Source organism: Nguyenibacter vanlangensis (genome assembly GCF_038719015.1).
Lineage (GTDB): Bacteria > Pseudomonadota > Alphaproteobacteria > Acetobacterales > Acetobacteraceae > Gluconacetobacter > Gluconacetobacter vanlangensis.
The window spans coordinates 1,149,960-1,174,661 of sequence record NZ_CP152276.1 but is presented as its reverse complement, the minus strand read 5'-3'; the positions used below and the strand labels follow the sequence as shown (position 1 = coordinate 1,174,661).

Annotated in this window: 19 protein-coding genes; 13 read left to right on the top strand and 6 right to left on the bottom strand. The window is 67.4% G+C overall.

Features of this window, described 5'->3' with window-relative positions; genetic code table 11:
• The first annotated feature begins 3 nt into the window (after window positions 1–3).
• From nuoL to AAC691_RS05310, 7 genes are all read left to right on the top strand, one after another.
• Window positions 4–1,845 (top strand): NADH-quinone oxidoreductase subunit L, encoded by a 1,842-nt coding sequence (gene nuoL, locus AAC691_RS05340; protein ID WP_342629212.1) that lies wholly within the window; start codon window positions 4–6, stop codon window positions 1,843–1,845.
• A complete protein-coding gene (locus AAC691_RS05335) occupies window positions 1,842–3,314 on the top strand; it encodes an NADH-quinone oxidoreductase subunit M (RefSeq protein WP_342629211.1) in 1,473 nt (490 codons plus the stop codon). The genes nuoL and AAC691_RS05335 overlap by 4 nt, the downstream gene beginning before the upstream one ends.
• Window positions 3,311–4,765, top strand: a complete 1,455-nt coding sequence (locus AAC691_RS05330) for an NADH-quinone oxidoreductase subunit N (RefSeq protein ID WP_342629210.1) — start codon at window positions 3,311–3,313, stop codon at window positions 4,763–4,765. The genes AAC691_RS05335 and AAC691_RS05330 overlap by 4 nt, the downstream gene beginning before the upstream one ends.
• Window positions 4,766–4,819: 54 nt before the next feature.
• Window positions 4,820–5,281 (top strand): CBS domain-containing protein, encoded by a 462-nt coding sequence (locus AAC691_RS05325; RefSeq protein ID WP_176639888.1) that lies wholly within the window; start codon window positions 4,820–4,822, stop codon window positions 5,279–5,281.
• A 288-nt stretch (window positions 5,282–5,569) separates the two neighbouring features.
• Window positions 5,570–7,171 (top strand): flavin monoamine oxidase family protein, encoded by a 1,602-nt coding sequence (locus AAC691_RS05320; protein ID WP_176639887.1) that lies wholly within the window; start codon window positions 5,570–5,572, stop codon window positions 7,169–7,171.
• Window positions 7,171–7,590, top strand: a complete 420-nt coding sequence (locus AAC691_RS05315; protein WP_342629209.1) for a cytochrome c — start codon at window positions 7,171–7,173, stop codon at window positions 7,588–7,590. The genes AAC691_RS05320 and AAC691_RS05315 overlap by 1 nt, the downstream gene beginning before the upstream one ends.
• 5 nt (window positions 7,591–7,595) lie before the next feature.
• A complete protein-coding gene (locus AAC691_RS05310) occupies window positions 7,596–8,102 on the top strand; it encodes a RidA family protein (protein WP_176639885.1) in 507 nt (168 codons plus the stop codon).
• A gap of 633 nt (window positions 8,103–8,735) precedes the next feature.
• Here the strand turns inward: AAC691_RS05310 and AAC691_RS05305 are convergent.
• Window positions 8,736–9,587 carry a MurR/RpiR family transcriptional regulator gene (locus tag AAC691_RS05305; protein ID WP_342629208.1) on the bottom strand — a complete coding sequence of 284 codons (852 nt, stop codon included), beginning with the start codon at window positions 9,585–9,587 and terminating at the stop codon, window positions 8,736–8,738.
• 308 nt (window positions 9,588–9,895) lie between these two features.
• Here AAC691_RS05305 and AAC691_RS05300 point away from each other — a divergent pair, with 308 nt between their 5' ends.
• From AAC691_RS05300 to AAC691_RS05275, 6 genes are all read left to right on the top strand, one after another.
• On the top strand, window positions 9,896–10,528 hold the full coding sequence (locus AAC691_RS05300) for an ATP-binding cassette domain-containing protein (RefSeq protein WP_408906060.1): 633 nt from the start codon (window positions 9,896–9,898) through the stop codon (window positions 10,526–10,528).
• The gene (locus tag AAC691_RS05295; protein ID WP_342629207.1) at window positions 10,525–11,319 is read left to right on the top strand and encodes an ABC transporter permease; all 795 of its coding nucleotides are present in this window, start codon (window positions 10,525–10,527) and stop codon (window positions 11,317–11,319) included. The genes AAC691_RS05300 and AAC691_RS05295 overlap by 4 nt, the downstream gene beginning before the upstream one ends.
• Before the next feature lie 290 nt (window positions 11,320–11,609).
• Window positions 11,610–13,931 carry a TonB-dependent receptor domain-containing protein gene (locus AAC691_RS05290; RefSeq protein ID WP_342629206.1) on the top strand — a complete coding sequence of 774 codons (2,322 nt, stop codon included), beginning with the start codon at window positions 11,610–11,612 and terminating at the stop codon, window positions 13,929–13,931.
• Window positions 13,932–14,151: 220 nt separating this feature from the next.
• Window positions 14,152–16,095, top strand: a complete 1,944-nt coding sequence (acs, locus tag AAC691_RS05285; RefSeq protein WP_342629205.1) for an acetate--CoA ligase — start codon at window positions 14,152–14,154, stop codon at window positions 16,093–16,095.
• A complete protein-coding gene (locus AAC691_RS05280) occupies window positions 16,092–16,910 on the top strand; it encodes a dienelactone hydrolase family protein (RefSeq protein WP_342629204.1) in 819 nt (272 codons plus the stop codon). Before acs ends, AAC691_RS05280 begins: the two co-directional genes overlap by 4 nt.
• Window positions 16,874–17,380: a hypothetical protein gene (locus AAC691_RS05275; RefSeq protein ID WP_342629203.1), complete on the top strand. Its 507-nt coding sequence runs from the start codon at window positions 16,874–16,876 to the stop codon at window positions 17,378–17,380. The genes AAC691_RS05280 and AAC691_RS05275 overlap by 37 nt, the downstream gene beginning before the upstream one ends.
• Window positions 17,381–17,514: 134 nt before the next feature.
• Here the strand turns inward: AAC691_RS05275 and AAC691_RS05270 are convergent, their stop codons facing one another.
• The 5 genes from AAC691_RS05270 to AAC691_RS05250 all read right to left on the bottom strand — a co-directional run bounded on the left by AAC691_RS05270 (window position 17,515) and on the right by AAC691_RS05250 (window position 24,070).
• Window positions 17,515–17,937 (bottom strand): type II toxin-antitoxin system VapC family toxin, encoded by a 423-nt coding sequence (locus AAC691_RS05270; RefSeq protein WP_342629202.1) that lies wholly within the window; start codon window positions 17,935–17,937, stop codon window positions 17,515–17,517.
• Window positions 17,934–18,179 (bottom strand): FitA-like ribbon-helix-helix domain-containing protein, encoded by a 246-nt coding sequence (locus tag AAC691_RS05265; protein WP_342629201.1) that lies wholly within the window; start codon window positions 18,177–18,179, stop codon window positions 17,934–17,936. Before AAC691_RS05265 ends, AAC691_RS05270 begins: the two co-directional genes overlap by 4 nt.
• 167 nt (window positions 18,180–18,346) lie before the next feature.
• Window positions 18,347–19,870: an efflux transporter outer membrane subunit gene (locus AAC691_RS05260; RefSeq protein WP_342629200.1), complete on the bottom strand. Its 1,524-nt coding sequence runs from the start codon at window positions 19,868–19,870 to the stop codon at window positions 18,347–18,349.
• Window positions 19,867–22,956 carry a CusA/CzcA family heavy metal efflux RND transporter gene (locus tag AAC691_RS05255; protein ID WP_342629199.1) on the bottom strand — a complete coding sequence of 1,030 codons (3,090 nt, stop codon included), beginning with the start codon at window positions 22,954–22,956 and terminating at the stop codon, window positions 19,867–19,869. The genes AAC691_RS05260 and AAC691_RS05255 overlap by 4 nt, the downstream gene beginning before the upstream one ends.
• Window positions 22,949–24,070 carry an efflux RND transporter periplasmic adaptor subunit gene (locus AAC691_RS05250; RefSeq protein ID WP_342629198.1) on the bottom strand — a complete coding sequence of 374 codons (1,122 nt, stop codon included), beginning with the start codon at window positions 24,068–24,070 and terminating at the stop codon, window positions 22,949–22,951. Before AAC691_RS05250 ends, AAC691_RS05255 begins: the two co-directional genes overlap by 8 nt.
• Between the last annotated feature and the right edge of the window lie 632 nt (window positions 24,071–24,702).

The window sequence follows — 24,702 nt, the reverse complement described above, 5'->3', positions numbered from 1 at the left end:
GCCATGCCGATCGCCCTGCTGCCGCCCGCCATCGTCCTCTGCCCGCTGCTGGCCGCCGCCATCCTGTTCCTCTCGGCCGGCCGGATGCGCCCCGCCGCCGCCGGCGCGCTGGCCACGCTCTCGGTGGGTGCTGCGTTCCTGCTGGCGCTCGGCACGGCGCGCCTGCTGTTCGCGACCCCGGACCATGTCCGCCGGGTCACGCTGTGGCAATGGATGCGCCTGGACGGGTTCGCGGCGCATATCGCCTTCGTCGTCGATCCGCTCTCCCTGGTGATGATGCTGGTGGTCACCGGGGTCGGGTTCCTGATCCTGCTCTATGCCTGCGGCTACATGCACGACGATCCCGACCAGGCGCGGTTCTTCGGCTGCATGACCCTGTTCGTCGCCGCCATGCTGGTGCTGGTCCTCTCCGCCGACCTGCTCTGCCTCTATGTGGGGTGGGAGGGCGTGGGCCTGTGCTCGTACCTGCTGATCGGCTTCTGGTACCGCCAGGCCGAAAACGGCGCGGCGGCGCGCAAGGCGTTCATCGTCACGCGGATCGGCGACGTGCTGATGCTGACCGGCCTGCTGCTGCTGGCCACGCGGACCGGCAGCCTGGACATCGCCCGGGTGCTCGACCGCGCCCAGGGCCTGGCGGGCCCCCAGGCCGAACTGGCGGCCCTGCTGCTGCTGGGCGGCGCGGTGGCCAAGTCGGCGCAGCTCCCCTTCCAGGTCTGGCTGCCCGACGCCATGGCGGGCCCCACGCCGGTCTCGGCGCTGATTCACGCCGCCACCATGGTCACGGCCGGCGTCTACCTGATCGCCCGGCTGCACGCACTGTTCCTGCCGGCGCCGCTGGTGATGCACCTCACCGCCTGGGTGGGGCTGGCGACCCTGCTGCTGGCCGGCGGCAGCGCGCTGGCCCAGACCGACATCAAGCGGGTGCTGGCCTACTCGACCATCAGCCAGCTCGGATACATGTTCCTGGCCCTGGGCTGCGGGGCATGGTCGGCGGCGATCTTCCACCTGGTCACCCACGCCTTCTTCAAGGCCCTGCTGTTCATGGCGGCGGGCGCGGTCATCCTGCGCATGCACCACCGGCAGGACATCTTCCAGATGGGCGGCCTCGCCCGGGTCATGCCCTGGGTCTGCGCCGCCTTCGTCGCCGGCGCCGCCGCCCTGGCCGGCGTGCCCCTGCTCTCGGCCGGCTTCTACAGCAAGGAAGCCATCCTCCAGGCCGCCTGGGACAGCGACCCCCTGCTCTGGATCGGCGCCCTGGCCGGCGCATTCCTGACCGGCCTCTACGGTTTTCGCTGTGTTTTCATAGTCTTCGCGGGTCAACCCCACGGCGGGGCCACCGGCCGCACCGGCTGGACCATGGCCGTCCCCCTGGCCTGCCTCTCCCTCCTCGCCATCGTCGGCGGCATGATCGAAATGCCCGACATCATCGCCCCGGTACACATCTTTTCCCATAAGATCATGCCCGTCCCCGGCTGGCCCGCCGAACATCACGCCATCCCCCTGCTGCTCGCCGGCTCCCTCGCGCCCCTCGCCGGAATCGCCCTCGCCTGGATCATCTGGCGCCCCGCCGCCCTCCCGCACCCCTCCGCCACGCCGGTCGCCCGCTTCGCCCGCGACGGCTGGGGCTTCGATGCGTCCTACGCCGCCCTGCTGGTCGCCCCGTTCCAGGCCCTGACGCGATCGCTGCGCCACGACGTCTGCGATCTCCTGCCCACCATCCTGGCCGGCGCCGCGACCTGGGGCGGCAGGGCACTCGGCCGGATGCAGGACGGCCAGGTCCGGCGCTACGCCGGCTGGGTGGCCGCCGCGACCATCGCGGCCCTGTGCCTGGCGGTGCGCCCATGATCGCCTTGGCCGCCCTGGTGGTGCTGCCGCTCGCCGGCGGCCTGCTCGCCTGGCTGGCCGACCGGCGGGGCACGGCGCCGCGCGCGGCCTGGTTCGTCAGCATCGGCACGATCATCCTGCTGACCGCGCTGCTGGCCGTCATCACCTGGAGCGGCCTGCGGACACAGGGTCCGTGGCTGCTGCACCTGTCCCTCCCCTGGGTGCCGGCGCTGGGCATCGCCCTGCGCTGCGACCTGGACGGGCTGGGGCTGACCCTGCTGTGGCTGACCGCGGTGCTGACCTATCCCTGCGTGGTGACGGCGGCGCGGGACGTCCGCGACAAGGCGGGACTGTTCCACCTGCTCCTGCTGCTCGCCATCGCCGGGGTGAACGGGGTCTTCATCGCCACCGACCTGTTCCTGTTCTTCTTCTTCTGGGAACTGATGCTGGTGCCGCTCTACATCCTGGTCACCCTCTGGGGGCACGAAGACCGGGCCCGCGCGGCGATCAAGTTCTTCCTGTTCACCCAGGGCAGCGGATTGCTGATGCTGCTGTCCATCCTCGGGCTGGTTATTGCCCATTTCCGGCAGAGCGGCGTCCTCACCTTCGATTATTTCGCGCTCGCGGGCACCGCGCTGCCGCCGCGGCTGAGCCTGCTGCTGGCGCTGGGCTTCTTCGCGGCGTTCGCGGTCAAGCTGCCGGTGGTGCCGCTGCATGTCTGGCTGCCCGACACCCATACCCAGGCCCCGACGGCCGGCAGCGTCCTGCTGGCGGGCGTGCTGCTCAAGACCGGCGGCTACGGCCTGATCCGCTTCGTGCTGCTGCTGTTCCCGGCCGCCTCGGCGCAACTGGCGCCCGTCGCCATGGCACTCGGGGTTGCGGGCATCCTGTACGGCGCGGTGCTGGCGCTGGCCCAGGACGACATGAAACGGCTGATCGCCTATAGCAGCGTCAGCCACATGGGCTTCGTCCTGCTGGGCCTGTTCTCCGGCTCGGCATTGGGCCTGCAAGGCGCGGTGGTACAAATGCTGGCCCACGGACTGAGCACCGGCGCCCTGTTCGCCATCGCCGGCGCGCTGCAGGACCGGCTCCATACGCGCGACCTGCGCAGCATGGGCGGGCTGTGGGCCGTCATCCCCCAGCTTTCGGCGATGGGGCTGGTCTTTACCGTCGCCTCCCTGGGCCTGCCGGGGCTGGGCAATTTCGTGGGCGAATTCCTGGTGCTGCTGGCGACCTGGCGGGTCAGCCCTCTCCTGGCCGGCCTGGCGGCGGCCGGACTGGTCCTTTCGGCACTCTACGGCCTGACGATGCTGGGGCGCGCCTTCATGGGGCCGCTGGCCACGCAGGAGGCCCGCCGGATCGACGATTTCGGGCCACGGGACATGGCGGTGCTCGGCGGGGCGATCATCCTGCTGATCGCGCTGGGCCTGTATCCGCAACCCGTGGCCGATACCGCGCGCCCGGTCGCGCCGGCGGCGCATGCGTCATGAGCCTCTTTCCCCCCATTCCCCTGCCGTTGCTGGTACTGGGGACCGGGATCCTGGTCATGCTGCCCTGCCTGGCGTGGCTGCGCGCCGGCAGTGCGATCGTCGCCGCGGTCACGCTGGCGCTGGCGCTGATCGCCCTGGCGGCGCATTCCTCCATCGCCGGCGCCGGACAGGCGGGGAACGACGCCGTGCTGTTCGTGGCGGATGGCTGGTTCACCTACGGAAGCGGGCTGATCCTGCTGGCGGCCGGCACCGTACTGGCCATGGCATGGCGCCGCCTGGACGGCGCCGGCGGGGCCGAAGGCCACATGCTGTTGCTGCTCGGCACGCTCGGCGCGGTCACGGTGGCCGCCAGCGCCCACGCGATCGCGCTCTTCCTGGGGCTGGAAACGCTCAGCCTGTCGCTCCCCGGCCTGGTGGCCTACCGCGCGACCCGGCCCGAGGCCGCCGAGGCCGCGATGAAATATCTCATCCTGTCGGCCGTTTCGTCCGCAATCCTGCTTTTCGGGCTGGCGCTGTCCTATCTGCTGGGGGGCAAGCTGACATTCGCCGCCCCGGCTGGCCCTGGCGGCATGCTGGGCGCGGCGGCGGCGATCATGGTCCTGACCGGCCTGTTCTTCAAATTGTCGGTCGTGCCGTTCCATCTCTGGCTGGCGGACGTGGTCGAAGGCGCCGCCGTGCCCGTCGCGGCATTCGTCGCGGTCCTGTCGAAGATCGCGCTGTTCGTCGCCCTGGTCCATTATGTCGCGGGCGGGATGGGGGCATTGTCTCCCGAACTGTCGACCCTGGCGGTGCTCAGCATGCTGGGCGGCAACCTCCTGGCGCTGCGCCAGACGAATCTGAAACGGCTGCTGGCCGGCTCGTCCATCGCCCATATCGGCTACCTGCTGGTGCCGCTGCTGGCGGCCGACACCCTCGGGGCGGGCAGCGCGGCCTTCTACCTGGCGGTCTATTCTGCGGCCACGCTGGGCGCCTTCGCCGCGCTCGGCATGGCCGGCGGCGAGGCCGAACTGGACGCCTGGCGCGGCATGTTCCAACGCCGCCCCGCCGTCGCCTGCCTCCTGTCGGTCATGCTGCTGTCGCTGGCGGGCATCCCCCCGGTCGCCGGCTTCTTCGCCAAGGCCTATATCCTGACGGCTGCGATGTCGGCCGATCGCATCGTCCTGTCGGCGGCCGTGATCGTCGGAAGCGTGATCGGGCTCTACTACTACCTGAATGTCGCGCGGACGATGATGGCGCCCACCCCCGCCGACGCGGCCGCGACCGGCAGGGAAGGGGCGCCGTCGTCCCCCGGTCCGGCGGCGCTGCTGGCCGTCGTGGTGATCCTGCTGGGCCTGCTGCCCGGACCTCTGGTGCGATGGAGCGGCGGCCTGGTGGCCGGCATGACCGCACGGCCTCACGCTTTTCTGTATGCGCTTGGCGCCTCTCCCGCGCCGGCCCCCTTTCCCCGCTAGGCCGCACGCCCAATCTGACGGGCCTGTCACCCGGCGCGGGAAGGAGGCGCAGAAATGACCACGTCCGTTCTGCAGGTGCTGGATCGCAAGGGCCATCACGTCGAGACCGTGCCGGAAGAGACCCCGGTGGACGAGATCGCCCGCCTGCTCAGTACGCGGCATATCGGCGGCGTCCCGGTGACGGACCGGGCCGGCACCCTGCAGGGGCTGGTGTCGGAACGGACGCTGGTGACCGTTCTGACACGGCAGGAGGCCGATTTCGGCCACCTTCTGGCCCGCGACGTCATGATGCGCAACGTGCCGGTCGCGGCGTTGGACGACGATATCGCCATCGTGGCACGTCGCATGACCGATTGCCGCACCCGGCATGTCCCGGTGCTCGAGGGCGGCGCAATCGTCGGCCTGGTCAGTATCGGAGACCTGGTCAAGTTCCGCCTCGACGAGGCGGCGGCCAGGATAACCTCGTTGCAACATTATATTACCAGTGACGAGGCCCCCGGCAGCCGGGCGACCTGATCGCGCCAGATTCATTCGCAAGCGAGATATTTCCGCCCGCCTGTTGCGGATCGGTAACAGTGCAATACGCCGTGCGATACGGGGCGATCGGACCGAATCGCGGTTTCCCGGCCCGCTTTTTCGCTCAAGACGGGCCCCCTCCCGACATGGGCCGGAGAAAAACCGTTACGATGGGAAAATCCGACGATTGCCCAAGCGCAATGGAAACCTGTAACTATGCTCCCCCGTGGCGCGGCTTCGTTCGTCGGGCCCGATCATGTTTCTGTGATGTCTTTCTGGGGAAGCTTGATGACAAATGCTTTTCGGCGTCCGGCGGCCACGCGCCGCCAGATGCTGACCCGAATCGGGATCTTGGGGGGAAGCGCCGCCCTCTACCAGGCCATGACCAGCCTGGGACACGCGGCGGGCACCGATTTTTCCGGCCCCCCGGCCCTGAGCGGGGCGAAGCACGGCACGAAGGTGCTGGTGCTGGGCGCCGGTCTGGCCGGAATGCTCGCGGCCTATGAGCTGCGCAAGGCCGGCTATCAGGTCCAGGTCCTGGAATTCCAGAGCCGCAGCGGCGGCCGCAACATCTCGCTCCGCGGCGGCGACACGCTGACCGAGCTGGGCGGCGCAACCCAGAAGGTGCAGTTCGCGTCGGGCAACTACATCAATCCCGGCCCGTGGCGCATCCCTTATCATCATCAGGGGCTGCTGCATTACTGCAAGGCGTTCGGCGTCGACCTGGAACCGTTCATCGAGCTGAACCACAATTCCTGGCTGCATTCCTCGCAGGTCTTCGGCGGCAAGCCGGTGCGCTATCGCGACTATGCGTCCGACTTCACGGGCTTCACCGCCGAATTGCTGTCCAAGGCGATCGACCAGCACAAGCTGGACGACGTGATGTCCGGCGACGAACGCGCCCATGTCGCGGCGGCGCTGCGCGGCTGGGGCGGGCTGGAGCCCGACGGATCATACCGCAAGGGCGCGATCAGTTCCCTGCGCCGCGGCTTTGCCAAGTCCCAGGGCGGCGGCGTCAACGGCGCGCCGATTCCCTCGGACCTGTTCGCGCGCGACGACGTCATGCGCTCCGGCCTGTGGCAGTGGATGGCCTTTCATGAGCGGCTGGACATGCAGACGACCATGTTCCAGCCCGTCGGCGGCATGGACCAGATCGGCAAGGCATTTACCCGCCAGGTGCATGACCTGATCACGCTGAACTGCAAGGTGTCGTCGATCCATCAGAACGATCGCGGCGTGACGGTGACCTATAACGATATGGCGCATGGCGGCGCCGTACGTCAGGCCCAGGCGGATTACTGCGTCTGCACCATCCCGCTGTCGGTGCTCTCGCAGCTCGACGTGCAGGTCAGCGGCCCGCTCAAGGCCGCGATCGCGGCGGTTCCCTATGCGTCGTCGGTCAAGCTGGGGCTGGAATTCAACCGCCGGTTCTGGGAGGAAGACGATCAGATCTACGGCGGCATCAGCTTCACCGACCAGCCGATCAGCCAGATCTCGTACCCGAGCCACGGCTATTTCTCCAAGGGACCGGCGGTCCTGCTCGGCGGCTACATGTTCGGCCCGGCGGCCTATGATTTCGCGGGCATGAGCCCGGCCGAGCGGATCGAGCACGGCCTGGCGCAGGGACAGGTGATCCATCCCAACTACCGCAAGGAATTCCGCGGCGGCGTCGCCCTGGCCTGGAGCCGCATGCCCTGGACGCTGGGATGCTGTTCCATGTGGTCCGAGCAATCGCGCAAGACCCATTACAAGACGCTGTGCGCGATGGACAACCGCATCGTGCTGGCGGGCGAGCACGCCTCGTATATCGGCTGCTGGCAGGAAGGTGCGATCCTGTCGTCGCTGGATGCCATTACCCGCCTGCACGAACGTGCGCTGGGAGCTGCCTGATGCGTTCCACCTTTTTCCTCATGGCCGGTCTCGCGGCCGCGACATGTCTCGCCACCCAGGCCCGCGCCGACAGCGCCAGCGCCGTCGTGGGGAAGATGCAGCCCCTGAATAACGGCGCGGCGGTCTACCAGCATGTGTGCCAGGGCTGCCATATGCCTGACGGCAAGGGCGCCATGGGGTCGGGCGCGCGGTTCCCCGCCCTGGCCGGGAATCCCAAGCTCGCCAGCGGCGACTACCCCGTCTATGTCGTGCTCAACGGCTTCGGCGGCATGCCGTGGTTTTCCGGGCTGCTGAACGACAGGCAGGTGGCCGACGTCGTGAACTACGTCCGCACCAATTTCGGCAATCACTACACCGATATGGTCAAGCCGGCCGACGTCGCGTCCCAGCGCCCGGTCATTACCCCCGAACAGGATTGATTCAGATGACGATGAACAAGTTTGCAGGGCTGGCCCTGGCGGCCGCCCTGGCGTGCGGCACGGCTTCGGCGGCCCGGGCGGCGGACGTGGTGCGCCATACCGATCCGGCCAGCCATTTTCCGATCGCCACGGCGATCGAGGTGCCGCCGGGCGCCAGCACGATCTATCTCAGCGGCATCGGCGCGCCCGCGATCGACAAGACCGCGAAGCCGATGACGCTGGCGGCCTATGGCGATACCGAGACGCAAGTGCGCGGCGCCCTGACCCGGATTCAGGCCGAACTGGCGAAGCTGAAGCTGACGATGGGCGACGTCGTGCAGATGCATATCTACATGGTCGCCGATCCCAAGCTGGGCAAGATCGACTTCCCCGGGATGATGAAAGCTTATACCGAATTCTTCGGAACGGCGCAGCAGCCCAAGCTGCCGACGCGATCCGCCTTCGAAGTGGCCCACCTGGCCAATCCCGGATGGCTGGCTGAAATCGAAGTCACGGCCGTTCGCGCCCACTGACCGCTCGTCCCCGGGGGTGCTGGACACGCCCGGGGTCTCATGACGCCGTGTTCCAGAAATGAACAAACATTGATGGCCCCCAGGTCGGAACAAGGGGCTGGAACATTGGCCGGGACATGGGCCGGGACATGGTTCGCCGCGCTCCGCCACCTTGCGGGCACGATGCCCAGGCCGGTCGCGCGCAATAAAAGAAAAAGAATCGTAACGATCGATGGAACTTCCGTAGCTGACTCGGGTTGACACCGATGTTCTCTCGGGAGGATCCAGCCATGCAGCCAGATGAAAGCGTAAAGCCTGATCGCTCGCCTTCGGTCCAGCATCAGGGCCAGTCCGTCTCGTCCCGCGGCTATCCGCCGGTCGCGGATTCCTTGTGTTTCGAAACCGTGCCATTGGGCGCGCCGGGCGCCGGCCGGCCATCCGGCGAGTCCTGAACGGCCAGTTCCGAACGGCCTCGATCCTGAATGACCATATCCCGGGCGCACCAGGGCCCTGGGTATGGTCGGGCGTCAGGGGAAAATACTCCGCCATTCCAGAGCAGATCCCGTTCAAACGGACTCGCTTGAACGGGTGAAGGCGCCCGATAAAATAATAACTTAGAGCATTTCCACTGAACATTGGTTCAGTGGAAATGCTCTAAAAATATTCGATCCGGCTGCGGAACCGGTTCAGCCGGTCGAGCGCGTCGACGGTCTGCTCGCGATCGGCAACCGACAGGCCGAACGCAATGCTCTCCAGGATCGCGACGGTGGCGGAATGCAGGGCGATATGTTCCTCTCTGCCCCGCATGGCCGAAACGATCGCCGTGCCCGGGGGCACATTCTCCGCTTGAATGCGGTCGGTCACCAGAACGGTCGGCAGGCCCAGGCGCGACGCTTCCTGAAACAGGACCGCGATTTCCCGGTAGAGCGTGCCATAGGCCATGACCACCAGCCCGTCTCCCTCACGCAGGCTGACCAGGTCATCGGCAAAGGCCCGCCCGGTCGTGCCGATGACGAAGCTGCTGCGGCCGTTTCGGTTCAGCACCCGGCACAGGTAATCGGCCAGACCGGTCGAGGGACCGATCCCGAAAATCGCCACCCGCCGGGCAGGATAGAGGCAGCGCACCGCGTTGACGATGCGCTCCTGCGCCGCCGGATTCTGCAAGGCCGCGATCATCTCGACATGGGTGCCCAGGATCGCGCCGATGGCGTCGGGAAGGTCCGAACCGATATCCCGGATCGTCCGGGTCAGCGCCGTGGCCGGGTTGCTCGCCGGGCTCAGGCTGGCGACCAGCGTCTGGCGCATCTCCGCCAGGCTCTCGAAACCCATGGCCTGGATCGAACGGATGATCGTGGCATCCGACGTATCCAGGCGTTGCGCCAGGTCGGCGGCCGAACTGGCCAGGGTCAGCGCGCGATTGGCATGAATGAACTGCGCGATGCGGCGGGCGGTCGCGGACAGGCCCGAATCGGGATGCAGGCTCTCAACGATCGGATCCCGTTCCAAGATAATCCCCCGCACTAAAATGCAATTTAGAAAACATACCAGACCTGCTCCGCGGCATGGCCATGGTTCATAAGAACTTCATTCTGTAGCATATGCCACATGCGAGGCCCGACGATGGCGGACCCTGTGACGCCTGCCGCATCTGGGCTGGTCGGTGCATAGCCTCGACCACGAGATTCCACCCGCGCACGCCTCGCTGGAATTCGACGCCAGGCATCTTTTCGTCTACCCGGAATCCTGACGCCATCCATTCAAGCCCCCGTCTTCGCCGTTCTCTTCCCCCCGAACATCGGAATGGTTGCAGCAGCGTGCCCGACCCGTCTCCTTCCGCACTCTCCCACGGCCTGTCCGTGCGCGGTCTCGGCAGCCCTTTTGCCGGACCGTTCAATTTCGACGTGCCGCGCGGCGAATGCCTGGTCATTACCGGCATGTCCGGCACCGGCAAGTCGGTGCTGCTGCGCATGATCGCCGATCTCGATCCGCACGGGGGCGACGCGATGCTGGACGGCCGGTCCTGCGCGGCAATGCCGGCGCATCGCTGGCGGCGGCAGGTGCAGTACCTGCCGGCCGAGCCCGGATGGTGGTCCGACTCCGTCCTCGACCACATGCCCGACGACGCCGCGACGCGGGCGCTGATGGCCCGGACCGGCCTGCGCGACGGCCTGCTGCGGGACCCGGTACACCGCCTGTCGACCGGCGAGCGCCAGCGCCTGGCGCTGGTGCGCGGCCTGCGCCTGCAGCCGCAGGTCCTGTTGCTCGACGAACCCTGCTCGGCCCTCGACGAGGCCACGACCGCCAAGGTCGAATCCCTGCTGCGCGCCGAGAAGGACAAGGGTGCCGTCATCATCCTGGTTTCGCACGATCCCGCGCAGGCCGACCGCATGGCCGACCGCCGGCATCACATGGAACAGGGGCGCTTCTCCGGAGCGCGCGCCGCGTGACCCCCATTCTGCTGACGACCGGCGACCTGCTGCTGGCGGGCGGCCTGATCGCGCTGTGCGCGATCCTGTCGATCGTCCTGTCGCTGGGTATCCAGCGCACGCTGACGATCGCGGCGGTGCGCATGGCGGCGCAACTGATCCTGACGGGCAGCGTGCTGCTGTTCGTCTTCGGACGCGCCTCGGTATGGCTGACCCTGTCGGTCCTGCTCGTCATGTTCGCCGCCGCGTCCTACGAGGTCGGGTCGCGCCAGGCGGTGCGCCTGGCCCCGGCCTGGCATTTCGGCATCGGCGGCGCCAGCACGGTGATCGGCACCGGCATCGTGGTGCTGGTCGGCCTGCTCACGGCGCTGCAGCCCCATCCCTGGTACGCCGCCCGGACCGCCATCCCCATGACCGGCCTGCTCCTTGGCAACGTGATGAACGCCACCAGCCTCGCGATGAACACGCTGCTGTCGTCCGTGGGGCGCGAACGCATGGCGATCGAGGCGCGCATCATCCTGGGCGCCACCCGGGCCGAGGCGATGAACAGCCTGATCCGCCAGGCGATCCGCACGGCGCTGATCCCGACCCTGAACCAGATGGCCGCCGCCGGGATCATCACCCTGCCCGGAATCATGACCGGCCAGATCCTGGCGGGCATGAACCCGCTGGACGCGTCGAAATACCAGATCGTGCTGATGAGCCTGATCGTCTGCGGCAACATGATCGGCGCCACCCTGTCGTCGATCCTGACCGCCGCACGGCTCAGCGATCCAAGGGGCCGGCTGCGCCTCGACCATCTGCGTCTCTGAACCATCCACGGATCCGGCATGGCGCGCCCCCGACAGGGCGCCGGGCTTCGTTGTTTATGCTACAAATCGCTCTCGTGACGCATCTATTGCCGGCGCGCAGCATCTGTGATGGAAATACAACAATTCCATTATTTTTCTCTTAAAAAATCGCCAAAAAATACATAATTTCTTCACATAATTGGAATGACAACTTCACGGGTCTCCACACAGACCCGTGATAAGAGACCCCTCGACTGTCGTGATCGCTACCACTTGGCTGATGCGACCGACATGAATTGTCGAGGGTTTTCATGAATCGTCTTGTTGTTTCCGGTCACCGCGCGGCAAGCCGTACGATCGGCCGCCGCGCATGCGGTCTGGCGTCGACGTCGCTGATCTGCGCCGGCATGATCTTCAACGCCGCCACGGCGCTCGCCGCCCGGGCGGGGCAGGATGACGGCCAGGTCCAGCCCGCGCAGGCGGAATCGGCCGCACGGCAGAAGAGCCAGGCGCGGCGCACCGCCATCCAGGCCGGACAACGGCCCGAACAGATCGAATCGATCGGGCATCAACTGGTCAATTCCGCCGCCTACCAGGCGCCGAGCAAGGCCCCGCTCGCCGCCTTCCAGCCGACCTCGGTCATCAGCCAGCATTTCATCCAGAACAACGCGCCGCCCAGCGCCAACTACGATACGATCGCGGCGATCTCGCCCAGCGTGACCGCGATTTCGACCAACGGCCCCGGCCTCTCCGAAAGCCAGGGCCTGTCGATCCGCGGCTTCCAGGACGGCCAGTACAACGTCCTGCTGGACGGCATCCCGTTTGCCGACACCAACAATTTCACGCATCACTCCACCAACTATTTCATGGCGCACGACCTGGGCGACATGAGCGTGGATCGCGGGCCGGGCGACGCCTCGACCATCGGCTACGCCACGTTCGGCGGCACCATCAGCGTCACGACCAAGAATCCGCTGGACCGCGCGACGGCCGAGGCCTACGGCAGCGTGGGGTCGTGGAGCACCAACAATTACGGCGGCGAATTCGACAGCGGCCGCCTGAAATCCCTGAACGGCGGCGCCTTCTTCGTCGACATGGAGGCGCTGGACAGCAATGGCTACCTGACCTACGCCGACCAGCACCGCGCCAATTTCATGGGCAAGTGGGTGCAGCCGGTCGGCCGGTCCACGACCCTGACCGTCATGGCGATGCACAACCGCATCGTGCAGGACGTGCCGCCCGGCGTGTCGCTGAAGGAGATCGCGACATACGGCCCGAATTACGGCCTGTCGAACAATCCGCACGCGCAGAATTACCAGAACATCAATGTCGACCATATCCAGACCGATATGGAATATATCGGCCTGAATTTCGACCTGGGCGCCGGCTGGCTTCTGAACAACAAGGTCTATACCTACGCCTACGTCCATCACGGGGACAATGCCGGCGACGTGAACGGCAACCTGTCCAGCACGCTCGCCTATTCCAAGACCTATTACAGCCCGGCGGGCGACGACATCCCGGGCCAGCGGATGCATAACGACTACCGCGCCTGGGGCGACACGTTCGACCTCTCGCGCGGGTTCGGCATCGTCAATGCCCATCTGGGCCTGTGGATCGAGCATCAAAGCAACGGCCGCCAGCAATATGAAGTCGACTGGACGCAGGGCGGCGCGCTGAATCCGCCGACCATCAAGGCGAACGGCGAGCCCGCGGCGCTGGATCGTTTCATGCACGACCAGAATCTCAGCATGCAGCCCTATCTTCAGTTGGCGATCCACGCCCTGCCGAACCTGACGATCAACCCCGGGTTCAAATACAATATCCTGAACCGCGACATCGAGGCACCGGTCAACCAGAAGACCGGCGCCCCGCTGAACTACAGCCAGAGCTATTCGGCCCCGATGCCGTCGATCAACGTGCATTACATGGCAAGCCCGAACTGGTCCGCCTACCTGCAGGTCGCGCGGGGTTTCCTGGCGCCTGACCTGGCCTATTTCTATGTCGGCGATCCGTCGAAAAACCAGGTCAGCCCCGAAAACACCATGAACTACCAGATCGGCACCGCCTGGCAGAGCCGCCGTTTCACCCTGTCCGGCGACGTCTATTATATCGATTTCGACAATCTGGTGGCCAGCCGGACGATCGGCCAGAACACCGAATATTTCAACCAGGGCGGCGTGAACTATTACGGCGCCGAGGCCGAGGGCTCGATCTTCCTGGGGCGCGGCTTCACCCTGTTCGCCAACGGCAGCATCAACCAGGCCAAGCTCAAGAAGACCGACCAGTGGGTCGCCAACGCGCCGGAAGCGACGATGGCCGGCGGCCTGATCTACGAACATGACGGCGTCTACGCGTCGCTGATCGAAAAATGGGTCGGCAGCCGCTACGGCGACACCAACCAGCGGCAGGGCATGGACCCGTTCTCGCAGCTCGATTTCTCCCTGGCCTATACGTTCCCCAAGACCAATGGCTGGGTTCCCCCGGTCAAGGTGCGGATGAACGTCTCCAACCTGCTGAACAGCCACAAGATCGTCTATTTCTTCGGCTATGCGGCGGACAAGACGCCGCTGTTCAACACCCAGGCCGGGCGCGGCATCTTCCTGTCGCTTTCGGTGCCGGTCGGCCTGTAATCCCTTTTCCCGAGTCCCTTTATCCTGGGCCTGTTCCTCGGCCCTGTCGCGCCCTCCAGCAGCCCCGGCGGTCTTCCGCCGGGGCTTTTTTTCCGCGCCCGGCTATATCTCGTCGCACCGGCCCGGCGCGTCATATAGAGTGGATTCATATAGAGTGGATTATGAGAGGCTTCGTTAGAGGAGCCCCCATCGGGCAGGACAGGCGGGGAACGACATCGCGATGCAAGACGAGATTTTTCACGCACCTCCCGCCTTCGCCGCCCAGGCGGCCGTCGATGCCGACCGGCGGCGCCTGATGGAGCAGGCGGCCTCGGCACGCCCCGAACAATTCTGGCTCGAACAGGCCGGGCGGATCGCCTGGGCGTCCCCACCCACGATCGCCTCGGCATCGGACTTCACGGGGGACGTCGCGATCCGCTGGTTCGCCGACGGAACGCTGAATGCCAGCATCTCATGCCTGGACCGCCACCTGGCCACACGGCCCGACCAGGTCGCGTTGATCTGGGAAGGCCAGGACGGACAGTCCGAACGCCTGACCTATGCGGCCCTGCATGAACGGGTCTGCCGCATGGCCAACGTCCTGCGCACCCTGGGTGTGGGGCGTGGCGATCGGGTGGCGGTGCATCTGCCGCTGGTGGCCGACAGCGTGGTGGCGATGCTGGCCTGCGCGCGGGTCGGCGCCGTGCATGTCGTGCTGTTCGGCGGCTTCTCGGCCGAGGCCCTGGCCGACCGGCTGGCCGACAGCGGCGCGATCGTGGCGATCACCGCGGACGAGGCGCGGCGCGGCGCCAAACGCGTTCCCCTCAAGGCGATGATGGACGAGGCCCTGGCGCGCACCGATGCGCACGCTGTGCGCGCCCTGCTGGTGCTGCGGGTGACGGGCGCCGAAATCGTGATGCAGCCCGGGCGCGATTACGCCCTCGCGCCGCTGCTGGCGCAGGCCGCGGCGGATTGTCCGGCCGAAACGATGTCCGCCGAGGACCCGCTCTTCGTGCTCTATACCTCGGGCAGCACCGGCAAGCCGAAGGGGATGGTCCATGCGACCGGTGGCTACATGGTCTGGGCCGCCTTCACGCATGACCTGGTCTTCGATCATCGGCCGGACGACGTGTTCTGGTGCACGGCCGACGTCGCATGGATCACCGGCCACAGTTACGTGGTGTACGGGCCGCTGGCCAATGGCGGCACAATCCTGCTGTTCGAGGGGCTGCCCTCCCATCCCGCGCCGGGGCGGTGGTGGCAGGTGATCGCCCGTCACCGGGTCACGACCTTCTATACCGCGCCGACGGCGATCCGGGCCCTGATGCGCGAAGGCGACGATGTCGTGGCGCGGCACGACCTGTCCAGCCTGCGCCTGCTCGGCAGCGTCGGCGAACCGATCAGTCCGGACGCCTGGCTGTGGTTCCATGACGTCGTCGGGCAGGGGCGTTGTCCCGTCGTCGATACCTGGTGGCAGACCGAAACCGGCGGCATCATGATCGCGCCGCTCCCCGCTTCGGTGCCGCAGAAGCCGGGTTCGGCCACGCTGCCGCTGCCGGGGGTGCACAGCGTGCTGCTGACGGACAAGGGCGCCGTGATCGCGGGCGAGGGCGAGGGATGCCTGTGCATGGCCCAATCCTGGCCGGGGCAGGCGCGAACGATCTGGGGCGACCATGCGCGCTTTCGCCAGACCTATTTCAGCTTCGCGCCGGGCTATTATTTTTCGGGCGACGGGGCGCGGCGCGACTCGGACGGATATTACTGGATCACCGGCCGGGTCGACGACGTCATCAATGTCTCCGGCCACCGGATCGGCTCCGCCGAGATCGAGGACGCGGTGGCGACCGACCATCGCTTCGCCGAATGCGCGGCGGTTGGAATCGCGCATGATCTCAAGGGGCAGGGACTGGTCGTCTTCGCCGTGCCGCGCGACGGGACGGCGGACGGCCTGGCCGGACATGCCACGCAGGCCATCGTCCGGGTCGTCGGCCGCTACGCGGCGCCCGAGACGATCTATCTCGTGCCGGACCTGCCCAAGACCCGCTCCGGCAAGATCGTGCGCCGGTTGCTGCGCAAGATCGCGGGGCATGAGCTGGACGGGCTGGGCGATCTGTCCACCCTCGCCGATCCGTCCGTCGTCGACCGCCTGGTCGACGCGGTCGCGCGCCAGGGAGGCGGGCGGTGACGAAGCGGAGCATGAGCCTGCTCGGCCGGGCCTGCGCGCTGGCCGTGCTGGCCTGCCTGCTGCCGGCCATCGCGCAGGCCCATATGGTCGCCCGTCCCGTCAGTTGGGTGCTGGACGGCACGCGCTTCGACAGCGTCCTGGTCTATGACGACGCGGTGCGCACGCTTCGGCCCGGCCTGGTGATGGTGCCCAACTGGCATGGCGTGAATGCGATCGCCATCGACAAGGCGCGCATGATCGCCGGCCAGGATTACGTCATTCTGCTGACCGACATGTACGGCGCGGCGATCCGGCCCAGGGACGACGCGCAATCCATGGCCGCCATCCGGCCGCTGATGGCCGACCGCGCCCTGATGCGGCGGCGGATCGGCCACGCGCTGGCGGTGCTCAAGGCGCAGGCCGGGTCGGCGCCGATCGATTTGGCACGGCTGGCGGCCATCGGATTCTGCTTCGGCGGCACCGCGGTGCTGGACCTGGCGCGCAGCGGGGCGGACGTCAGGGCCGTCGTGTCGTTCCACGGCAATCTGACGACCGACGATCCGGCGCGGGCACGCGCCATTCATGCCGCCGTGCTGGCGATGAACGGGGCGGACGACGCCACGACCGCCCCCGATTTCGCCGGCTTCATGGACGAAATGCGCCAGGCCCCCGCACCCTGGCAGTTCGTCGTGATCGGCCACGCCGTCCATTGCTTCACCGAGACCGAGGCAACTTCCCCCACGGGCATGTGCCGCTACGACCCGGCGGCGGCACGACGCGCCTACAGCCTGATGCGGCAATGGCTGGCCAACAGCTTCGCGCCCGGCGCGCCCTGACCGGTCCCATGACCGGCGCCCCGACAGGCATCGGCCGCCGCCGCGCGCTATGGGCCGTGATCCTGCTGGCGGCGCTCGGCGCGCCGCCCGCCCGGGCGCAGTTCGGCTGCGGGGCGAACCCGGGCGCCTGTCCCCCCAACCCCGCCGCGCGAGAGCAATTGCGCATGCAATTGCAGACCGAAATCCAGCAGCGCCAGTTCGCCGCCCGCCAACGCGCGCAGGAAGCGATCGATCGCGACCGGGCACGGCTGACCATCCTGCAGCAGCAGCGCCAGGCGGCACCGCCAGGCCCGTCCATGCCGCAGACGCCCGAAGAGCAATGGCTCAACGCCGACATCGCCCGCCAGGGCCAGGCCATGCGCGGCACCTACCACGCCCAGCCGACCGGCCCCGGCACCTGGACCATCCGGAACGGGCAGGGCACCCCCCAGGGCGCCTGCCGCGCAGTCGGCACCGCCCTGATCTGCTGAACGCAACGCGCGCGAATCCCGCCTAAACGATGGCGACCCAAACAATGGCACCCAAAACAACGGTGACAGGGGCGGTTCCAGCGTATCTTTCGGACGGCGAAGATGTACCTTCGTCCCTCACGGTCGGTTTCGGTTCACCCTTCATTCCACGGGTTTACGAGTGTGATCCCACATTCGATGAAATCGCGGATGTTTCGTGTCGCCAAAGCGGCGCCCCGGGAGCGGGTCACCGCGGCGATCTGAGCATCGAATTGGCTGATGGGCTCCCCAGCCCGTCGCCGTTCAGAGGCTATGTCGGCATAAGCATGGGCGGCGTCGCCGTCGAACGGCAGAATCCGGCCGGAAAAATCCTCATCGAACATGGCACGGGCCGCCCCGATCAGCCCGTCGCGTCGCCGTCCGTGTGGCAGCAACGCAAGCCCGTAGAGGATCTCGGCCTGAGTCACCGTGGTGATGAACAAGCCGGACATCGGCAGACTGGATACCCAGCCCAACACGCGCTTGTCAGGCTCGGGCTTCATAAGCTCCGAGATAACGTTGGTGTCGAGGACGATCACACACCGAAATCCACGTCCCGGATCGCCTCGCGCGGCAGGGCCGGCAGATCAACCCCGCCCAGCTTGGCGAAACGTTGACGAATAGCCCGGCCGAGGTCCGACGGTGCCGGGTTTTCGGTGGAGAGGACGGTACGCAAAATATCGCGCGCCTCCTCTTCCATGGACCGACCATGCATGGCCGCTCTGATGCGGAGCCGTTTCTTGAGACCGTCGTCAAAATTGCGGATAGTCATGACGGCCATGGATATCTCCATCAGTCACTGACAACAAATTAGTCAATGACTGCATGTCATTCAAGATTCGATTCGCACATGATGCATGAACTACGCCACGCCGCATCCAAAGGACGTGGAACCCCACCCGGACGGCGCGCAGCAGAGGTTTCTCCAACGCGACAGACACCAGACCCTTAACCCTGTGGCGCGCCGTCCGCCCCGGCCCGGTTCCACCAGCCGCCGCCCAGCGCATGGAACAGGCCGGCCGTATCTGACAGACGGGCGGCGCGGGCCTGCACCAGCGTCAGCCGGGCCTGCAATTCGGCCTGCTCGGCCGCCAGCAGCGCGACCTGGCTGGCGTCGCCCAGCCCCAGCCGGGACCGGGTGATGTCCAGGCTGCGCGCCGCCGCGCGCTCGGCATCGGCGTCGGCGACCAGCGTGGACGCGTCGGTCCTGACGGCAACCAGGCTGTCGGTCACGTCCTGCACGGCGGACACCACGGCGGCGCGATATTGCGCAGCGGCCTGGTCATAGGCCGCGCGGGCCGCGCGCTCCTGGTGCAGCAACTGGAACCCCTGGAACAACGGCTGGGTCAGCGTGCCGGCGATCATCCACTGGCCATAGCCGGGGGCGAACATCTGCCCCACCGACGCGGCGGCAAAGCCGGGCTGCGCGTTCAACTGGATATTCGGCAGCCGGTTGGCGATGGCGACGCCGATCTGCGCGCACGCGGCATGCCAGTCCGCCTCGGCCACCTTGATGTCCGGCCGCTGGTCGATCAGGCGCGCCGGCAGGCTGACCGGCAGGTCCCGCGGCAGCGTCAGCCCGTCCAGGGTGAAATCGGGCGTCGGGTCGTCCGGCATGTCGCCGGCCAGGGCCGCGATCTGGTCATGCTGCTGCGCCAGTTGCTGTTGCAGCGGGGGCAGCATCGCCTGGTCCTGCGCCAGTTGCGCGCGCTGCTGGGCGATGTCGGCATCCGCCAACTGGCCCAGCGCCTGCTGGCGCACGCTGGAATCGAGGATCCGCTGCTGGCTCGCGATCAGGCTCTGCACCGTGTCGATCTGCGCCCGCAGCGCGGCATAGGCGATCACGGCCTGCACCAGGTTGCCCGTCAGCGTCAGATAGGTCGCCTCCAACTGATAGCGCGCGGAATCGCGCTGCGCGGTCGTGACCTCGATGCCGCGCCGGACCCCGCCCCAGATATCGGGCTGATAGGCGATATTGAGCTGCGCGGTATGCACCGTATACAGCCAGCTATTGTTGGCCGGCACCGCCGAGTAGGTGCGCGAGGTCTTGAAGCGCGCCGGGTTGTACATCACCGAGATGCTGGGGTACAGCGGCCCCATCTGCGCCTTGCGGTTTTCGTCGGCTACGCGCAGGGCGTGGCGGGCCGCGTCCAGCGTCGGGCTGTTGGCCAGCGCATGGCGGATCAGCCGGTCCAGCGCCGGCGAATGGAACAGCATCCACCATTGGGCCGGAATGTCCGCTCCGGGGTGGAATGTCTGGACCGCGCCGGCCGGATCGGCCGTGCCCACGGTGCCGGCCGGCTGTCCGCCCTGCGCGAAACGGGTGGCCGGCGCGGCCGGATGCCGGAAATCCGGCCCGACCGCGCAGCCGCCCAGATCCAGCGTGGCGCCCAGTACGGTGCTCAGTACGGTGCTCAGCAGGGCCGCACGGCACAGGGCCCGGCGCCACGGGCGTCGCGCGCGGGCGATCATGTCGGGCGTCCCTTGCGGGCGTCGCGGCGGGCGCACCATTCTTCCATCTCGCAATAATAAGTGGGCAAAATGAACAGCGTCAGCAGCGTGGCAATGCCCAGCCCGCCGACCACGACGGTCGCCAGCCCGCGCTGCACGTCGGTGCCGATGCCGGTGGCCAGGGCCGCGGGCAGCATGCCCATGCTGGCGACGGTCGCGGTCATCAGCACCGGACGGAACCGTTCGCTGGCCCCCTCGATCACCGCGTCGCGCAATTTCATGCCGTCGCCGCGCAGCCGGTTGATCGCCGAGACCATGATGATGCCGTTCTGCACGGCGACGCCGAACAGGGCGATGAAGCCCACGGCGGTGGCGATGTTCAGCGTCTCGCCTCGCAGATCCAGCGCGATCAGCCCGCCCAGCGTGGCCATCGGGACCACCGCCAGCACCAGCACGGCCTGGCGGATGCGCCCGAACTGCCCGAACAGCAGCACCAGCATGACCGCGAACATGATCGCCAGCGCCACCGTCAGGCGCGCCTGGGCGCGCTGCTCCTGCTGGAAGGTGCCGGCCCATTCCAGCCGGTATTGCGCGGCGTCGAAATGGACCTGCGCGCCGATGCGGGCCTGCGCGTCCGCCAGATACTGCGACAGCGGACGCTGGCCGTTATCCAGGCGGATGGTGATCTGCCGGTGATTCATCTCATGGGCGATATTGGCCTCGCCCGTCTCCAGCGAGATATGGGCGACCAGCCCCAGCGGGATCCGCGCGCCGTTCAGCCCGGTCAGCGGAATCTGCGCGATCGCCGGCAGGTTGTTGTTCAGCCGCCGCTGCATGTGGGCCGTCATGGCGTACATCCGGTCGGCGACATAGACCTGGCCGATCGCCGCATCGCCGATCATGTTCTGCACGACGTTCATGATGTCGGTGCCCGAGACGCCATAGCGCGCGGCCGCTTCCCGGTCGACCGTGATGTTCAGTTGCGGGATTTCGGGCTCCTGGAAGATCGAGGCGTCGACCGTGCCCGGAACCTGGCGCATGATCCCGACGATCTGGGTGCCGATCCGGCGCAGTTCCTTGAAATCGTTGCCATAGACGCGCAGCACCAGCGGGCTGTGCGCGCCGCCCACCAGGTCGTTCATGTTGTCGGCGATCGGCTGGCTGATCCCGAAGCTGACGCCGGGAATCCGGGCCAGGCGGTCATGCAGGCGCCGGATGAACTGCACCCGGGTTTCGCCGTGCGGCCAGGTGGCATAGGGCGTCAGGCCGACCGGCGCCTCGATATGCGACGGCGTCCACGGATCGGTGCCGGAATCGTTGCGCCCCATCTGGGTGACGACATAGCTGGCCTCGGGAAAGGACCGGATCGCAGCCCGGACCTCGTCCGCCATGGCGCTGGCCTTGTCCAGCGACAGGCCCGACGGAAGCTGGACCTGCAGCCACAGCGCGCCCTCGTCGATGTCGGGCAGGAACTCGCGGCCGGTGTGCGCGCCCAGCCAGCCGACCAGGACAAAGGCCGCCAGCCCGCCCAGATAGGCCGTCCATGGCCGGTCCACGATATGCGTCAGCAGGCGGCGATAGCCGTGATGCAGCGCCTCCAGCGGCGCGTTGTGGAACAGCCGGTGCGGCTTGCGCATGGCCAGATAGGCCAGGGCAGGGGTCAGCGCGACCGAGCAGATCAGCGCGCCCAGCAGCGCGAAGCTGACGGTGAAGGCCATCGGGCGGAACAGCCGCCCCTCGGACCCCTGGAAGGCGAACAGCGGCCCGTACGCGACGATGATGATCAGCGTCGCGAAGAAGATCGCCTTGCCGACATGCTTGGTGACGGCCAGGATGTCGTCCTCGTCCATCACATGGTCCGGATGCTCCTCGCGGATGCGCAGGATCGCCTCCGTCACCACGATGGCGCCATCCACGATCACGCCGAAATCGATCGCGCCGAGCGAGAACAGGTTGGCGGGCATGCCCAGCATGTGCATCAGCACGAACAGCGTGGCCAGCGCCAGCGGAATGGTCACGGCGGCGACGATGGCGCTGCGCGGACTGCCCAGGAACAGCACCAGGATGATGAAGACCAGGCCCACGCCTTCGATCACCGTATGGGTGACCTTGTCGATCGTGGTCTGCACCAGGTTGTCGCGGTCGATATAGGGCACGATGCGCACGCCCATCGGGGCAAGCTGCGCCTGCAACTGCCTGACGGCGGCATGCAGGTCCCGCAGCACCAGCGACGGGTTCTGGCCGCTGAGCATCGTGACGATGCCCTCGATCGTGTCCGAATTGCCGTTCTTGCCCAGGACGCCCTCGCGCACCTGGTGGCCAAGCTGCAACTGGCCCAGGTCGCGGATCAGGATCGGCACGCCGTTGCGCTGGGTGACGGCGATGGCGCCCATCTCGTCCAGCGTGTGCACCATCCCCACGCCGCGCACGATATAGGATTGCTCGCCACGGGTGATGCGCCCGCCGCCGGCGTTGGCGTTGTTCGCCTGCAGGGCGCTGATGACGTCATTGACCCCGACGCCGTAGCGAAACAGCGCCGCCGGATCCAGGACGATCTGGTATTCCTTGGTAAAGCCGCCGAAATTATTGATGGCGGCCACCCCCGGAATCTGCATCAGCGCCGGAATGACGATCCATTTCTGGATATCGGACAACTGCATCAGGTTCTTGCGGTCGGATTCCAGCGTATAGCGATAGATCTCGCCCGCCGGCCCCGTCACCGGCCCCAGGGACGGGGTGATGCCCGGCGGCAGGGGCGCCTGGGTCATCTGTTCCGTCACGCGCTGGCGGGCGAAATAGACATCCGTCCCGTCGCGGAAGATCAGCGTGATCAGCGACAGGCCGAAGGTCGAACTCGACCGGCTGTCGACCAGGCCGGGCGTGTTGGCCAGTTGGCGCTCCAGCGGAATGGTGATCTGCTGCTCGATTTCCTCGGCCGCCAGACCCGGCACCTGGGTGGTGATCTGCACGTTCACGGCGCCCAGGTCGGGATAGGCTTCCACCGGGATCATCTGCCACGCCAGGCTGCCCAGCGCGACCAGCACGATCATGACCGCGAAGACGATGCGCCGCTGCCGCAGGCAGAGCGCGATGAAATCATTAATCATCGTTCAGCAGCACCGCGCCCTGGGTCACGATCCGCTCGCCGGCCGCAAGGCCGGAGGTCACCTCGCACAGCGCGCCGTCGTCATAGACGATGTCGACGATCCGGCGGACATAGGTGTGGGGCGCGGTTTCGACGAATACGGTCACCTGGTCGTTGTTCATCAGCAGCGCCGATTGCGGCACCATGATGCGCGCGGGCTGCGGGGCCTGGACGGTCACCGTCGCGAACATGTTGGGCTTCAGCGCGCCGTCGTCGTTGGCCAGCACGATGCGCGCCTGCAGGGTGCGCGTGTCGGCATGCATGACCGGCTCGATCGCGGCGATCACGCCGTGGCGCACCTGGTTCGGCAGCGCGGGCACGGCAATGTCGGCCTGCTGGCCGACCTGGACCAGCGGCACCTGGTTTTCCGGAATGCTGGCGGTGGCCCAGACCTGCCGGATGTCGGCAATGGTCATGATCGCGGCCGTGACGTCCGAGATATAGGCGCCGGCCGCGCTGTTGACCGCCGAGACGATGCCGTCGACCGGCGCCCGCAGAACCATCCTGCCGCCGGTCGCGCCCTGGCCGCCCAGGGCCGCCAGCCGCGCGTCGGCGCGCTCTTCTTCCGCCGCGGCCTGCAGATAGGCGCTGCGCGCCGCCTCCACGTCCCGCACGGCGGCCCCGCCGGCCCTTGCGACGCCCAGCGCGCGGTCCAGCGCCCGATGCGCCTGGTCCAGCGCCGCGCGCGCCTTCAACGCGTCGGCGGTGGCCTGGGCCATGTCGCCCGACACGATTTCCGCCAGCACCTGGCCGCGCGTGACGCTGTCGCCCGGCGCGATCGCCAGGCTGACGATACGCCCGGTCAGCGGCGGCAGGATGGCCAGCGAACGCGACGGCTCGGCCATGATCGCACCGGGAATGGGAATGGCGCGCGACGGGGTGGACAGCGTGACCGGCTGGACGGTCAATCGCCCGGCGATCGGCGAATTGGCGGGCACGGTCAGCGTGCCATGGTCGTCGCGCACCGTTGCGTCGGCACGCGCTGCCGGCGGGACCGCCGTCGCCAGCACGGCGGCCAGGACGGCGGCCAGGGGAAAAGCCGGCGCGCGCCGCCGGTCCGGGGCGGGCATCGTCATAAGTCGGGACTGTTTCATGGGCTGACGCAGGATCCGGGGGAAGGAATAAGGATGGTCGGGTGCGGGCTGTCCTGGCAGTCCCTCCGCCGTTCTGCGCGGGGATTCTGGCGGGCCTGCCGGATGGTGGGGTGTGGGCCAGGGTCTGTGCTGGTCCGTCTGGCTGGCTCCATGCTCCGACGCCCCGGTCGGCAGGCACAAAAAGGGTGCGTGACGAGGTGCTAGGCGGCATGTCCCGGGAACCGGTCATGTCCCGGCCGCCGCAGACCCCCGCGTCGCGCGACGGCAGTAGCGGCGATCATGTCGAATGTCCATGGGGGCAGCCCGCGCCGCGCGCGCCGGCCGCCGCCGGGTTTTCCCGGCTTCGCCGCGTATGTGGCGGCGTTGCCATCCGCACGGAATGTCTGCATGCCCGTAAATGACGACACGACATTGGAAAAACTTCCGCAAAAATACAACACATCGAAATAATGCATCTATTGCGAAGAAAAACGGCCGGAGACCGCGTAAGGCGGAAAGACAAGGAAGCAGGGCTGCCCCGGCACCGAGGCCGTCAATACTGGGTTCCTGAAAAAATTGCAAAATGTTTCACCATGCCTTGTCGGAAGATTGTCATAATTTAATAATTTGACGAC